Origin of the sequence: Myxococcus sp. MISCRS1, from assembly GCF_026626605.1 — a bacterium.
GTDB lineage: Bacteria > Myxococcota > Myxococcia > Myxococcales > Myxococcaceae > Myxococcus > Myxococcus fulvus.
In genome coordinates this window covers 7,697,161-7,710,198 of the sequence record NZ_JAPNKB010000001.1, presented here as the reverse complement: position 1 = coordinate 7,710,198, position 13,038 = coordinate 7,697,161, and the positions used below count along the sequence as shown (strand labels likewise).

The 13,038-nt window shown below is 69.3% G+C and carries 11 protein-coding genes; 6 read left to right on the top strand and 5 right to left on the bottom strand.

Translation table 11 applies throughout. The annotated features are described in order from the left end of the window. Window positions 1-2: 2 nt before the first annotated feature. Together OWM54_RS30760 and OWM54_RS30755 are read right to left on the bottom strand one after the other, a co-directional pair. A complete protein-coding gene (locus tag OWM54_RS30760) occupies window positions 3-806 on the bottom strand; it encodes a ParA family protein (RefSeq protein WP_223748098.1) in 804 nt (267 codons plus the stop codon). A gap of 35 nt (window positions 807-841) precedes the next feature. Next, window positions 842-1,150, bottom strand: coding sequence for a hypothetical protein (locus OWM54_RS30755; RefSeq protein ID WP_141332524.1), 309 nt, complete (start codon window positions 1,148-1,150; stop codon window positions 842-844). Window positions 1,151-1,315: 165 nt separating this feature from the next. On the opposite strand from OWM54_RS30755, the gene OWM54_RS30750 reads away from it, so the two are divergent. The 4 genes from OWM54_RS30750 (at window position 1,316) to OWM54_RS30735 (ending at window position 5,943) form a co-directional block, all read left to right on the top strand. Then, on the top strand, window positions 1,316-2,230 hold the full coding sequence (locus OWM54_RS30750) for an ArsA family ATPase (RefSeq protein WP_223748097.1): 915 nt from the start codon (window positions 1,316-1,318) through the stop codon (window positions 2,228-2,230). Further along, window positions 2,227-3,339, top strand: a complete 1,113-nt coding sequence (locus tag OWM54_RS30745; RefSeq protein ID WP_223781734.1) for an ArsA family ATPase — start codon at window positions 2,227-2,229, stop codon at window positions 3,337-3,339. Before OWM54_RS30750 ends, OWM54_RS30745 begins: the two co-directional genes overlap by 4 nt. Window positions 3,340-3,535: 196 nt before the next feature. Then, window positions 3,536-4,675, top strand: a complete 1,140-nt coding sequence (locus OWM54_RS30740) for a tetratricopeptide repeat protein (RefSeq protein WP_267699800.1) — start codon at window positions 3,536-3,538, stop codon at window positions 4,673-4,675. A 74-nt stretch (window positions 4,676-4,749) separates the two neighbouring features. Then, window positions 4,750-5,943: a M48 family metalloprotease gene (locus OWM54_RS30735; RefSeq protein WP_223748094.1), complete on the top strand. Its 1,194-nt coding sequence runs from the start codon at window positions 4,750-4,752 to the stop codon at window positions 5,941-5,943. Window positions 5,944-6,073: 130 nt separating this feature from the next. Here OWM54_RS30735 and OWM54_RS30730 read toward each other — a convergent pair whose 3' ends face one another. Both OWM54_RS30730 and OWM54_RS30725 read right to left on the bottom strand, forming a co-directional pair. Beyond that, on the bottom strand, window positions 6,074-6,598 hold the full coding sequence (locus OWM54_RS30730; RefSeq protein WP_141332029.1) for a tetratricopeptide repeat protein: 525 nt from the start codon (window positions 6,596-6,598) through the stop codon (window positions 6,074-6,076). Window positions 6,599-6,602: 4 nt separating this feature from the next. Beyond that, window positions 6,603-8,093 carry a hypothetical protein gene (locus OWM54_RS30725; RefSeq protein ID WP_267699799.1) on the bottom strand — a complete coding sequence of 497 codons (1,491 nt, stop codon included), beginning with the start codon at window positions 8,091-8,093 and terminating at the stop codon, window positions 6,603-6,605. A 190-nt stretch (window positions 8,094-8,283) separates the two neighbouring features. Between OWM54_RS30725 and ruvX the strand changes: the two genes are divergently transcribed. Beyond that, complete coding sequence (gene ruvX / locus OWM54_RS30720) at window positions 8,284-8,751, top strand: Holliday junction resolvase RuvX (protein ID WP_267699798.1); 468 nt, start codon at window positions 8,284-8,286, stop codon at window positions 8,749-8,751. A gap of 13 nt (window positions 8,752-8,764) precedes the next feature. Here the strand turns inward: ruvX and OWM54_RS30715 are convergent, their stop codons facing one another. Further along, on the bottom strand, window positions 8,765-10,348 hold the full coding sequence (locus tag OWM54_RS30715) for an ArnT family glycosyltransferase (RefSeq protein ID WP_223748091.1): 1,584 nt from the start codon (window positions 10,346-10,348) through the stop codon (window positions 8,765-8,767). A gap of 615 nt (window positions 10,349-10,963) precedes the next feature. Between OWM54_RS30715 and OWM54_RS30710 the strand changes: the two genes are divergently transcribed. Beyond that, window positions 10,964-13,027, top strand: coding sequence for a PrkA family serine protein kinase (locus OWM54_RS30710; protein WP_141332033.1), 2,064 nt, complete (start codon window positions 10,964-10,966; stop codon window positions 13,025-13,027). Window positions 13,028-13,038 lie beyond the last annotated feature (11 nt).

The window sequence follows — 13,038 nt, the reverse complement described above, 5'->3', positions numbered from 1 at the left end:
CGTCAGGCCCTGGGCGCCGCCCGCTTCCGCTTCCGGGGAGCGGGCCCGCCGTGAATCTCCGAGGCGATGGCCGCCAGCATCTGCGCGCCCCGGCTGCGGGGCGCGTACTCGAAGATGGTCTTCCCGTGGCTCTGGGCCTCGTCCACCTTCACGTCGTAGCCCAGCGGCGTCGTGGCGAGTGACTCCGGGAAGTACGCCCTGAGCCGCTCCAGGATGGCCGTGGCCAGCGCCGTCTTGCGGTACAGCGTGGGCACCACCTTGGTGACGCTCAGGTCCGAGCGGCCCTCGGCCTCGCCCACCTGCCGCACCGTGTCCGCCACCTCGGCGCAGCCATCCAGCGCCAGGTACGTCAGCGCCACCGGCACCACCACCTCCGTCGCGGCCACCAGGATGTTGCGCGTGGTGAGCCCCATGGACGGCGGCGAGTCGAAGACGACGGCGTCGTAGCCCGCGTCCTTCGCCGCCTCCAGGCGGTCCGCCAGCCGGTGCGAGCGCCGCGCGTGGGACGCCACCACCACCGGGAAGTCCGCCATCTCCTTGTACGAGGGCAGCACGTCCAGGCCGGCCACGGCCGACGGCCGCACCACGTCCGCCAGGGCGACGGTGTCGTCGGTCAGCAGGTGGAAGACGTTGCGAGGAAGCGTGCGCACGTCCAGGCCGAGCGCCTTGCTCGCATGGCCCTGCGTGTCCAGGTCCGCCAGCAGCACGCGCAGGCCGCGCTCCCTGACGAGCCAGGCGGCGGTGTTCACCGCCAGCGTCGTCTTGCAGGTGCCGCCCTTCTCGTTGATGAAGGCGATGCGCCGCATGGTGGCCTCGGGCTCCCCCGGACCTGTCCGGGTGCTTACTTCTTCGACGGCGCCTTCTGCGCCACCAGGGTGTCCACCTTGCTCTCCACCGACGCCAAGAGCCGCTCCAGGTCATCCACCTTCGAGCGCAGCTGCTCCAGGTCCGCCGTGGAAGGCAGGTTCATGGCCGACAGCGCCGAGCGCAGCGCGCTGTCCAGCGTGCCCTTGGCCGACAGCGAGCGCGACACCAGCGTCTGCACCGCCGCCACGAACTTCTCGTTGGAGAGCAGCTGCTGCGCCAGCTTGCCGACGCGCTCCTCGCCCGTCTCCACGAGCTTCTTCATCACCGGGTTGTTCTTCAGCATGGGACGCCTGGTTTTCACCCGCCCGGTGGAACCCCACCGTCGGGACGTCGGGAAAAAGACGCCGCACTCTGCGAGGGGGCAACGCGACGTGTCAAGCAAGGCAACAACCCCGGGCCAAACGCGTTGACTCCTGGAGACTCGATTCCTACGGTTCGCCGCTCGCTTATGGCAGGGCTCCTGGACAAGCGGTTGTGGGTGGTCTCCGGCAAGGGCGGCGTGGGCAAGAGCACCGTCGCCGCGGCGCTCGCCCTGCGCTCGGCGCGCGCGGGGCGTCGGACGCTGGTGTGCGAGGTGAACACGCAGGAGCGCATCAGCCGCTTCCTCGAGCACCCTCCCGCCGGCCCCGAGGTGAAGCTGTTGGAGGAGAACCTCTGGGCCGTGGACGTGCGCCCGCAGGAGGCCATGCGCGAGTACGGGCTGATGGTCCTGCGCTTCGAGGCCCTCTACAAGACGGTCTTCGAGAACAAGCTGGTGCGCTACTTCCTGCGCTTCGTGCCGTCCCTGCAGGAGCTCGTCCTGCTGGGGAAGATCATGTACCACCTGCAGGAGAAGCTGCCGGACGGGCGCTGGCGCTTCGACACCATCGTCCTGGACGCGCCCGCCACCGGCCACGCCATCTCCTTCCTGAGCGTGCCCCAGGTGCTCGTGCAGACGGTGCCCCCGGGCCCCATGTCGCGCGAGGCCCAGAAGATGCGCGACCTGCTGGTGGACCCCTCCGTGACGGCCGCCATCCTGGTGGCGCTCCCGGAGGAGATGCCGGTGAACGAGGCGCTGGAGCTGCACGCCGCGCTCACGGACCGGGTGAACCTCCGCACGCACGCGGCGGTGCTCAACCAGGCCATCCCCGAGCGCTTCACGGAGGCCGATTTGGAGGCCCTGGCGGGCCACCCCGAATTGCACCACGTGGCCCAGGCGCACCATGACCGCGCGGCGCTGACGGTGCTCGCGGGCACCAAGCTGGAGCGCAACCTTCACACGCCGGTGTTCAACATCCCCCGGCTGTTCCTCCCCGCCTTCGGGCGGGACGCCATCGAGCAGGTCATGGGTCACCTCGAAACACTGGTGATGGGGGAGCGGTGAGCACCACGGCCCTCGCGCCCGCGCTCGCGAACAAGCGCGTCCTCATCTGTGTCGGCTCCGGCGGTGTCGGGAAGACGACGGTGGCCGCCACCCTGGCCCTGCGCGCGGCGGTGGAGGGCCGTCAGAGCCTGGTGTGCACCATCGACCCGGCGAAGCGGCTGGCCAACTCGCTGGGCCTGTCCGCGCTCGGCAACGCGGAGACGCAGGTGCCGGCCTCCGCGCTGCAGCCGCTGGGCGTCACGCCGCGCGCGGCGCTGTACGCGATGATGCTGGACATGAAGCAGACGTGGGATGACCTCATCACCCGCGTCGCGCCTCCGGAGCAGCGCGAGCGCATCCTCGCCAATCGCTTCTACCAGTCGCTCTCCACGGCCCTGGCGGGCAGCCAGGAATACATCGCCATGGAGAAGGTGTGGGAGCTGCGCCGCAAGGGCGAGTACGAGCTCGTCGTGCTGGACACGCCACCCACCGCGCACGCGCTGGACTTCCTGGACGCGCCCAACCGCGTGCTGGACTTCCTGGACAACGAGGCGGCGAAGTGGCTGCTGGCGCCCGCGCTGAAGGCGGGCAAGCTGGGCCTGTCGCTCTTCAACCGCAGCGGCTACGTGCTGCGCGCGCTGTCCAAGTTCACCGGCACGGAGATGCTCCAGGAGCTCTCCAGCTTCATGCTGTCCCTGTCGGGCATGAACGAGGGCTTCCGCGAGCGGGCGCGCGGCGTGCGCTCGCTCCTGGAGGATAAGACGACGGGCTTCGTGCTCGTGACCAGCCCCCACCCCGAGCGCATGGACGAGGCCATCCACTTCAACAGCCTCCTCAAGCAGCACCGCATGGAGGTGGTGTCCCTGGTGGTGAACCGCGTGCACCCGCTGCCCACCGAGGCCATGTGGGCGGACGCGGCCACGCTGACGCCCACCCGCCGCGCCAAGGTGGAGGAGACGCTGCGCGAGCTCCAGGTCCTGGCCGAGCAGGACCAGAAGGGCATCGCCCAGTTGCAGGCCGCCTGCCCGGGCATCCCCCTCATCCGGGTGCCGCGTTTCGGGCTGGACGTCCACGACATCACCAGCCTGTGGCAGACCGGACGCTACCTGCTGGGAGACGACACCTTCTGAGCGGGCCCGGGCTCACCCCTCGTCGCGGCCAGCAGCCACCCGGGGGCCGGCCAGGCGGGACGGCGGCGCGCGCGCCCCGGACGCATTAAACTGGGCGCGCCCCCCCTCGGCGGTGGGAACTCCAGGGCACGGCGCGTTGTCCGGAGACGGCAGGGCCAGGAGGACGCATTCCGTGACGCGGAACGAGCGAAGGTACATGTCGGTCAGTCGCTGGGGCTGGGTGTTGGCGCTGGGCCTGGGTGTCGCCGGATGTCGGACGACGGGCGCGGCGGGCAGCTCGGACACCGCCCAGGTGGCCCCGGCCAAGCAGGAGATTGAGTTCGACGCGGTGACGGTGACCGCGGACCTGGAGCTGGACAAGCTCAACGACGAGGAGCTCTTCGCCGGGGGCACGTCCGCCTTCGCGGCCAACGACTTCAAGCAGGCGGCGCGCTTCTTCGGGCGGCTGGTGGACTTCCACCCGAAGAGCCAGCACCGTCGCGCGGCGCTCTACAACGCGGGGCTCGCCCACCAGCGCCTCAAGGAGTGGGAGGAGGCGTGGCTGCGCTTCTCCGAGCTGGCGGACCCGAAGGCGGGCCAGGGGGACGCGCTGGACGCGTCCTTCCGCGTGGCGGAGACGCAGTACCACCTGGAGCGCTACGACGAGGCCGTGGCCCTTCTGGCCACGCTCGCCGCGCGCGAGGACATCCCGGTCAACCGCCGCATCGAGGCGCGCGTGCAGCAGGGCGTGTGTGAGCTGGAGGCGGGCCGCACCGACGCCGCCGAGGCCACGCTGCGCAAGGCCCTGTCCGCCTACGAGGCCCTGTCCGACAAGGACGAGGTGGACGACTACTTCCCCGCGCAGGCGCACTTCTTCGTGGGAGAGCTGTACCGGCTGGACTACGAGGACGTGAAGCTGGACCCCTCCAAGGGCGCGGACAAGCTGGCCGAGGACCTCAACTACAAGGCGGAGCTGCTGCTCTCCTCGCAGGGCCACTACCTGCGCTCCATCCGCGTGGGCAACGGCTACTGGGCCACCGCGTCGGGCTCGCGCATCGGCGCGATGTACGAGGACCTCTACGCGCAGATGGTGAGCTCGCCCGCCCCCGCGGAGCTCAACGCGGAAGAGGCCGTCGTCTACCGGCAGGAGCTGCGAAAGAAGATTCGCGTGCTGCTCACCAAGTCCATCAACATCTACGAGCGCACCCTGGAGACGGCCGAGCGCATCGGCTCGCAGAGCAGCTTCGTGGACCGCACGCGCGAGAGCCTCGCCAAGGTGAAGGCCCTGCTGCTGGCGGACGCGGAGGGCGAGCCCCTTCCCGAGCCTCCCGCGTCGAAGGACGAGCCCCACACGTGAGCCGCGGCTGAAGTCGCCCGGAGGCCGCCGCACTGGGCAGCCCCGGGCCGGGCGGCGTAGCCTGGGGCCCTGCCATGGAGCCCCTCTTCACGCCCGAGCAGCTCGCGGAGATTCACGCCTACCACCTGCCCCACTACATCCGCGCGGCGGTGAACCCCTTCGCACGGTTCGCCCTGCTGGCGCTGATGTTGGGCGTGCTGGTGCGGCCCTTCTTCCGCATGGCCACGGCGGCCGCGGCGGGGCTGGAGCGCCGCTTCGGCTTCCTGCGCACCGCGCCCGTCAGCCGCGCCTTCTTCAGCGCCATGGACCGGCTGTGGGGTGAGTCCGGCTGGGGCGCGGCCGTCCTCTTCGCCCTGATGACGGACCTGTTCGTGAAGCTGGTCTACGCCCCCGTGGACATCTGGTTCGCGTACACGCTGGAGCACCAGCACGGCATGTCCAACTACACCCCGGCCGCCTTCGCCCGGGACATGCTCAAGGGACACCTGCTGGGCGGGTTCGCCATCGCCGCGCTCGTCATCGGCCTGTATGGACTGGCCCGTCGCACGCGCCACTGGTGGTGGGTGCTGGGCGTGCCCGTGGCCCTGCTGATGCTCGTCTCCTCCGCGCTGGACACGTACCGGGGCCGGCTCTACTTCGAGCAGGAGCCGCTGCCCCCGGGGCCTTTGCGCACGCGGATGACGGCGCTGATGGCCCAGGCAAACATCACCTTCTCCGACGTGCTGGTGGAGAAGACCTCCGTGGCCTCGCGGCGCATCCAGGCGTACTTCGCGGGCCAGGGCCCCACGCGCGCCATCGTCCTCAACGACGTCATCCTCCAGGAACTCTCCGAGGACGAGGTGCTCGCGGCCGTGGCCCACGAGGCCGGCCATGTGCAGGAGCAGAAGTGGCCGGGCCGCATCGCCTCCTCCCTGGCTGTCGTCGCGCTCCTCTTCGCCATCGACCGGATGCTGCGCGTCGCGGCCGCGCGGAGCTGGTTCGGCACCTCGCGCTTCGCGGACATCCGCACCCTGCCGCTGCTCTCGCTGCTCCTGTCGCTCGTGCTGCTGCTGGGCGCGCCCATCGCCGGAGCCTTCTCCCGCGAGCGCGAGCGCACGGCGGACCGCTTCGCCCTCAACCTCACCCACGACGTCGACGCGTTCCGCCGAATGCTGGTGAAGGCCGCGCGCGTCAACAAGATGGACCCCGACCCTCCGCGCTGGGTCGTCCTCAAGGGCATGAGCCATCCCCCCGTGGGCGAGCGCCTGGCCGACCTGCCCGCGCCCTGACGTGAAAAAGCGGCCGGCAGGTGGGCTCTCCCCTTCCCCTCCCCTCTCCACCCGAGCCCACCCGCCGACAGCCGCCGCCGGGCCACTCCCCCGAGCGCCAGCGGCACTTCCTCCCCCCCACGCCACCCAGCTACGGCTGCTGGGCGTCCTGCTTGAGCTTCTCCACCGCGACCAGCGTGATGGCCTTCACCAGCGCCCGCGCCCTGCGCCCCGCCGCCGTCTCACCGTGCGGGTCCACCTCCACCGCCTTCGACAGGTCCGTGAAGCCCTGCCGCTCCCCCTTGCGCAGGTACAGCTCCCCCCGGTTCGCCAGCGCCACCGGATGCCCCGCGTCCCGCGCCAGCGCCGCGCTGAACTCCGCGATGGCCTCCTCCAGCCGCCCGAGCTTCTGGTACACGGTGCCCAGCGCCGCGTGAGCGCCCGCGTCCCGAGGATTCCCGGCCACCAGCCCCTCGAAGAGGATGCGCGCCTCCTCCAGCCGCCCCGCGGCCGCCAGGTCACACCCCACCTGCGCAATCGCCTTCGCCTCCTCGAAGGTCATCCCCTCCACCTCCGCCCACGTCGCCTCGCCCCGCGCGAAGGACCGCATCCTGTGCACCGCCCCGGTCTCCATCCGCATGCCCTCGACTCCCTCGTGTTTGATGACGCGGCCCATGGACTCAGGCTCCGCGCAGGTTGGAGATGGCCGTCTTCGCCATCTCGTTGAACTTGGCGGACATGTTGCTCATCAGGTCGAACATGGCCTTGCGCTTCTCCAGCAGCCGCTGCAGCCGCAGCTCCAGCTCGCGCATGTCCCCGTCGAGCTTCGCCGCCTTCTTCTTGTCCACGTCCGTGGTGCCCAGCGTCGCGCGGTCCTCGCCCGCGGTCGCCATCTGCTCCATCACCTCCATGATTTCGGTGTCCGTGTCGCTGGAGATGGCGCCGAGGATCGCCTGCACCTTGTCCTCGATGCTCATGCGCGGGTTGTCGACGATGCCGCGAACACTCGAGCTCGCCTTGCTCGGCGTGTTCGTCTTCACGTCCTTCGACTGCTCCAGCTCCGCCTTCACATCCAACCAGCCGATGATGCCGTCGCGCCCGTCGATGCCCGCCGCCATCTCCAGCCGGTCGAAGTACTCCGGGTGGTCCTTGAAGAACTGCGCGGCCTTCTTCAGCGTCGAGGACGCTCCCTGATTGTTCAGCAGCGCCAGCATGTCCGCGCGAGTCACGCGGTCATCCTTCACGCCCGACGCCGTGTCGAACGTCCCCCAGTTGTCGCGCAGCACCGCCACCGCCTCGAGGTACTCGCGGAAGTCCGGGTCCTTCGACGTGGGCGGCTTGCCGCCCCCCACCGGCCCCGCGCCGCCCGAGCCATTCGAACCACCCGTGCCACCGGTGCCTCCCGTACCGCCCGTGCCACCTCCGGTCCCCGGTGACGGATTGCCCGGCGGGGTGGGACGCGGCCCCGGGGACGGCCCACCGGTGGTGGGCGGAGGCGTCGTGCCGGGCGGGCAGTCCTCCTGCTTGGGCGGGGACACCGGCGGCGCCGTCGGCCGGCCATAACGGGCGAACTCCTCCCCCACCCGCTTGAGCTCCGCGCGGACGCCCGACAGCTTGATGCGGTCGTCGTTGTAGATGCTCCCCAGGACCGGCATCAGCGACGAGAGCAGCCCCCGCGAGTCCACCCGCTCGAACAGCGCCGCGTTCTGCGTGAGGAACCGGGCCGCGTCGCGAAGCTGCGGGGACAGGCTGGCGTCGTTGGCCGCGCGCCGCAGCTCCTCCTTCGACAGCGAGCCGGACTTCTTCCCGTCCGCGAGGTCCAGCTGCTCGAAGTTCGCCTCCAGCACCTTCAGCGCGGCCTCGTACTCCAGCATCTTCGGGTCCAACGCGCTGGTGCTCGCGGGCAGCAGCGGGGCATAGCCCTGGGTCTTCCCGGCGGCCCCCGCCGAGGTCGCGTACTCCGTCTTCGCCGCCGGGTTCTTCTTCAGCTCCTCCGCCACGCCCGCCACGCCCGTCGCCGCCTGCAGCACGTTGCCCGTCATGACGCCCGTGGCGGCCTTGATGGAGCTGGAGACGAGCGGAGAGAGAGTCCCCGCGTCCCCCGCCCCCTCCATCGCCGTGCCCTCCGGGCGGGCCAGCAGGTTCGTCGCGCTCTTCAAGAAGTCCACCATGAGTCCTCCCACGCGGCGGGTTGATGGAGTGCCGCGCGATGACTCGTGGGGGTTGCAGCGACGGTGCCGGCAGGCGGCCCGGCAACCACGCGAGCGAATTCCGTCGGTTAGCCGGACTGACAACCCGGGCACGTCCCCGTCAACGGACGGCGCGGTCCGTGAGGGAGGATGCGGTTAAGTTGCGCCACGCATGCGAACCCTGGGTTTGGACTTCGGAACCAAGACCATCGGCGTGGCCGTCTCGGATGGCCTGGGCCTCACCGCCCAGGGCGTCACCACCATTCGCCGCACGTCCCTCAAGGCGGACCTGGCCGCCCTCGGCGCCCTGGCGCGCGAGCACGAGGCGGACCGCTTCGTCCTCGGCCTGCCGCTCAACATGGACGGCTCGGAGGGCCCGCGCGCGGAGGCCTCGCGCAAGTTCGCGGACGCCCTGACGCAGGCGCTCGGCATGCCGGTGGAGCTCTGGGACGAGCGGCTGTCCACCGTGGCCGCCACGCGCACGCTCCTGGAAGCGGACGTCAGCCGCGCCCGCCGCAAGGAGGTCATCGACCAGGTGGCCGCCCAGTTCATCCTCCAGGGCTGGCTGGACGCGCGCCGCCCCAGGGACACCGACTACCACCCGGACGACTACGACGACGAGCCCGGACACTCCGGGTGACGCCGTCGGGCGGCTACGGCCGGCGCCGGTAGACGTGCAGCGGAGCGGTGAAGCCGTCCAGCTCCTCGTAGGCGACGCCGTCCAACGTCAGCGTGCGCCCCTCCAGCCTCACCCCGGGGTCCTTCGCCAGCGAGCCCTGGTCGAAGCGCACCAGCACCTCCGGCCGTGCCTCCCCCAGGAGCTTGCGGAAGGTGTCCCAGCGCACGCGCGCGATGCGCTCCTCGGGCAGCCCGGAGAAGAAGGCCACCTGCAGGTCCATGTAGTTGGGGTCCGTATCCAGCGCGAGCGCCCCGCCCTTCTCGGCCACCTCCGCCTTCACGAAGTCCGCCACGCGCATCACCGGCACGGGGTTGGTCGACGTGGGGCTCACCGGCCGCAGCGACGTCTGCAGGCGCCCGTCGTCGCGGAACGTGTACAGGCCCAGCGCCACCGGCAGCACCACCGCGAGCAGCGCGGACACCCCCGCCACCGCCTTGCGCGCGCCCTCGCCGCGCGAGCCCATCAGCGCCCAGAAGCCGAACGCGACGAACACCGGCACCACCGCCAGCTGCGTCACCGTGAAGCGCCCCAGCGGCACGAAGTTGAGCAGCACCACCGCGCGGAACGTGAAGTACGCCGCGGGCACCGCCGCCGCCGCCACCAGCCAGCGCGTGTCCGGCCGCGCCTTCCACGCCTTCACCATGCCCCACAGGCCGAGCAGCCCCACGCCCGGCGTCAGGGTGAAGAGCGCCACGCCCGGCCAGAAGAACAGCTGCTGCGCGCGCCAGCCGATGGCCGCCCCCGAGCCCGCCGAGGAGAGCACCCAGTCCCGGTGGAAGTCCTCCACCGCCTTCACCGGGTAGAACGGGTCGCCGTGCATCAGCTCGTTGCCCTGCATCCACAACAGGGGGAACGGCAGGCACGCCAGGCCGAAGCCCACCGCGCGCGTCACCGCCGCCACCTTGTCCTGGCTGCTGAAGAACAGCCCCAGGCACAACAGCGGGATGTACATCCACGCGTCGTAGCGCAGCGCGCACGCCAGGTTGAGCATCAGCGCGGCCTGGAACAGCGGCGCGAAGCGGTTCTCGTCCACCCCCTCCGCGTAGAACGCGAACGCGGCCAGCATGAAGAACAGCGACACCGCCTCGCTGCCCGCGGTGGTGGAGAACTGCAGGTGCATGCCCCACGCGCTGAACACCAGCGCGGCCACCACGCCCGCACGCCAGTCGAACAGCCGCCGCGTCAGCGCGAACAACGGCACCACCGACAGCACGCCGAACAGCAGGCTCACCACGCGCCCGGCCACCTCCCGGTCGAACACCGACAGCGCGATGCCCACCAGGTACAGGTGCAGCGGCCCGAACTGGTACGCGCCATCACCGTACGCGGTGATGAGGTGCGGGGCGCGCAGCCACCGCTCCGCCAGCTCCGTGCGCACCACCGCGTCGCCGTACAGGTTCTCGTTCACGAAGAAGACGAGCAGCCGGGGCACCAGCGCCACCGCCAACAGCACTCCGATGAGAAGGCGCGTGCTCGGCTCGGGCGCGGGGGACGGGACCGCCGCGAGACTCGGCACGGAGGACGGAGGGTGGGAGACAGAGGTAGGTGCGGTCGCCATGACGCGCGGCAGGATACGCAGGCACGGCCCAAAGCCAAGCCGGCGACCCCGTCTTCTCCAGCCTCCCCGCAGCCGACTTCACCCTCAGCGAACCGCGCGCCGGAGCGAGCACACCGCCGCCCTCGCGCGCCCCGGAGGCACAGCGGGCCCGAGCCAACGTGTACCGCGTGGCGAATGTATCACCCTTCGGTGCAGGCACGCCCGCCTGGCTGCTGTCAGGGATGTCTTGGCGCCCCTCACCTGCACCGCCGACATGTGGAAGGAACACAGACGCCGCCCCACAACCAGCCAACAGTCCGCCTCCGGCAAGGCCGTCAGGCGTTCAATACCCCTCGCGTTCCGGGGGGGCACCTACCCCGTTGCACGCGCCGCCCTATAATCACCCTTGCCTCTTCACCCCGTGGAGGGGGCGCGCCTGTTCCGGCGTCCTGCCCCTGACACGAGCGTAACGCGCGGTCCCATTCCGCGGCGGGGTCCCGAATTGGCTGCAGGGCTGTCGTGCCTGGGACCTCGGCGGGATGGTTGTGGAATGGCAATCCAGCCCTCCAGGTTCACCATTCTGGCCCCCTAGGGCGCGAGTGCCTCGCACCCCAGGCCGGCTTCCGAGGGAGAGACATGAGGGACGCTGAGAAGGGTTCGTGGGTCTCCAAAATCGCCGCGCTCCAGGACGCGAAGACCTACGCGGAGCTCAACTGGGAAGGCAACTTCGAGGAGTACCTCGAAATCGTCCGGAAGAACCCCAAGGTGACACGCACCGCCTTCCAGAGGATCTACGACATGATCCTCAGCCACGGGAAGACGGAGTACATCGACAACAAGAAGAAGCTCATCCGCTACCACTTCTTCAGCGACGAGAAGTTCGGCGGCAAGGACGCCATCTTCGGCCTGGATGTGCCGCTGATGAAGCTGGTGAACGTCTTCAAGTCCGCCGCCCAGGGCTACGGCACCGAGAAGCGCGTCATCCTGCTGCACGGCCCCGTGGGCTCGTCCAAGTCCACCATCGCGCGGCTGCTCAAGAAGGGCACCGAGGACTACTCGAAGACGCCCGAGGGCGCCGCGTACACCTTCTCCTGGACCACCGACAAGAAGCTGCCGGACGGCACCGTCGTGAAGGAGAAGATGAAGTGCCCCATGAACGAGGAGCCACTCAACCTGGTTCCCCGCGAGTGGCGCGCCAAGGTCTACCAGGAGCTGTCGCCGCCGGACTCCGGCTACACCATCCCGGACGGCTCGGAGCTGTGCCCCGCCTGCCGCTTCGTCTTCAAGGACCTGATGACCCAGTACCACGGTGACTTCGCGCGGGTGATGGACCACGTGCGCGTCAACCGCCTGGTCTTCAGCGAGAAGGACCGCGTGGGCATCGGCACCTTCCAGCCCAAGGACGAGAAGAACCAGGACTCCACCGAGCTCACCGGTGACATCAACTACCGGAAGATCGCCGAGTACGGCTCGGACTCCGACCCGCGCGCGTTCAACTTCGACGGCGAGTTCAACATCGCCAACCGCGGCATCATCGAGTTCGTCGAGGTGCTCAAGCTGGACGTCGCCTTCCTCTACGACCTGCTCGGCGCGTCGCAGGAGCACAAAATCAAGCCGAAGAAGTTCCCGCAGACGGACATCGACGAGGTCATCCTCGGCCACACCAACGAGCCCGAGTACAAGAAGCTCGAGAACAACGAGTTCATGGAGGCCCTGCGCGACCGCACGGTGAAGATCGACGTGCCGTACATCACCAAGCTCGCCGAGGAGGTGAAGATCTACGAGAAGGACTTCAACTCCCGCGCCATCAAGGGCAAGCACATCGCGCCGCACACGCTGGAGATGGCGGCCATGTGGGCGGTGCTCACGCGCCTGGAGGAGCCCAAGAAGCACAACCTGTCGCTCCTGCAGAAGCTCAAGCTCTACAACGGCAAGACGCTCCCCAACTTCACCGAGGACAACATCAAGGAGCTGCGCAAGGAGAGCATCCGCGAGGGCCTGGAGGGCATCTCCCCGCGCTACATCCAGGATAAAATCTCCAACGCGCTGGTGAGCGACAAGGGCGAGGGCTGCATCAACCCCTTCATGGTCCTCAACGAGCTGGAGGCGGGCCTCAAGACGCACTCGCTCATCAACAACGAGGACGCGCGCAAGCGGATGAAGGAGCTGCTCACCTCCGTGAAGCAGGAGTACGAGGACATCGTCAAGAACGAGGTCCAGCGCGCCATCAGCGCCGACGAGGACGCCATCGGCAAGCTGTGCGGCAACTACATCGACAACATCAAGGCCTACACCCAGAAGGAGAAGGTCAAGAACAAGTACACCGGCCTCTACGAGGAGCCGGACGAGCGGCTGATGCGGGCCATCGAAGAGAAGATCGACATCCCCGACAGCCGCAAGGACGACTTCCGGCGCGAAATCATGAACTACATCGGCGCGCTGGCGGTGGAGGGGAAGACCTTCAACTACCGGACCAACGAGCGGCTGCACAAGGCGCTCGAGCTGAAGCTGTTCGAGGACCAGAAGGACAGCATCAAGCTCAAGAACCTCGTCTCCTCCGTCGTGGACAAGGAGACCCAGGAGAAGATCGACCTGGTGAAGGACCGGATGATGAAGAACTACGGCTACTGCGAGATCTGCTCCACCGACGTGTTGAACTTCGTGGCGAGCATCTTCGCCCGCGGCGACGCGAAGGAGTAACCACCTCAGGA

Excerpts from the sequence above, each read along its gene's own strand:
- OWM54_RS30760 (WP_223748098.1), bottom strand. The coding sequence starts at position 806 with ATGCGGCGCATCGCCTTCATCAACGAGAAGGGCGGCACCTGCAAGACG.
- OWM54_RS30755 (WP_141332524.1), bottom strand. The coding sequence starts at position 1,150 with ATGCTGAAGAACAACCCGGTGATGAAGAAGCTCGTGGAGACGGGCGAG.
- OWM54_RS30750 (WP_223748097.1), top strand. The coding sequence starts at position 1,316 with ATGGCAGGGCTCCTGGACAAGCGGTTGTGGGTGGTCTCCGGCAAGGGC.
- OWM54_RS30740 (WP_267699800.1), top strand. The coding sequence starts at position 3,536 with ATGTCGGTCAGTCGCTGGGGCTGGGTGTTGGCGCTGGGCCTGGGTGTC.
- OWM54_RS30735 (WP_223748094.1), top strand. The coding sequence starts at position 4,750 with ATGGAGCCCCTCTTCACGCCCGAGCAGCTCGCGGAGATTCACGCCTAC.
- OWM54_RS30730 (WP_141332029.1), bottom strand. The coding sequence starts at position 6,598 with ATGGGCCGCGTCATCAAACACGAGGGAGTCGAGGGCATGCGGATGGAG.
- OWM54_RS30725 (WP_267699799.1), bottom strand. The coding sequence starts at position 8,093 with ATGGTGGACTTCTTGAAGAGCGCGACGAACCTGCTGGCCCGCCCGGAG.
- ruvX (WP_267699798.1), top strand. The coding sequence starts at position 8,284 with ATGCGAACCCTGGGTTTGGACTTCGGAACCAAGACCATCGGCGTGGCC.
- OWM54_RS30715 (WP_223748091.1), bottom strand. The coding sequence starts at position 10,348 with ATGGCGACCGCACCTACCTCTGTCTCCCACCCTCCGTCCTCCGTGCCG.
- OWM54_RS30710 (WP_141332033.1), top strand. The coding sequence starts at position 10,964 with ATGAGGGACGCTGAGAAGGGTTCGTGGGTCTCCAAAATCGCCGCGCTC.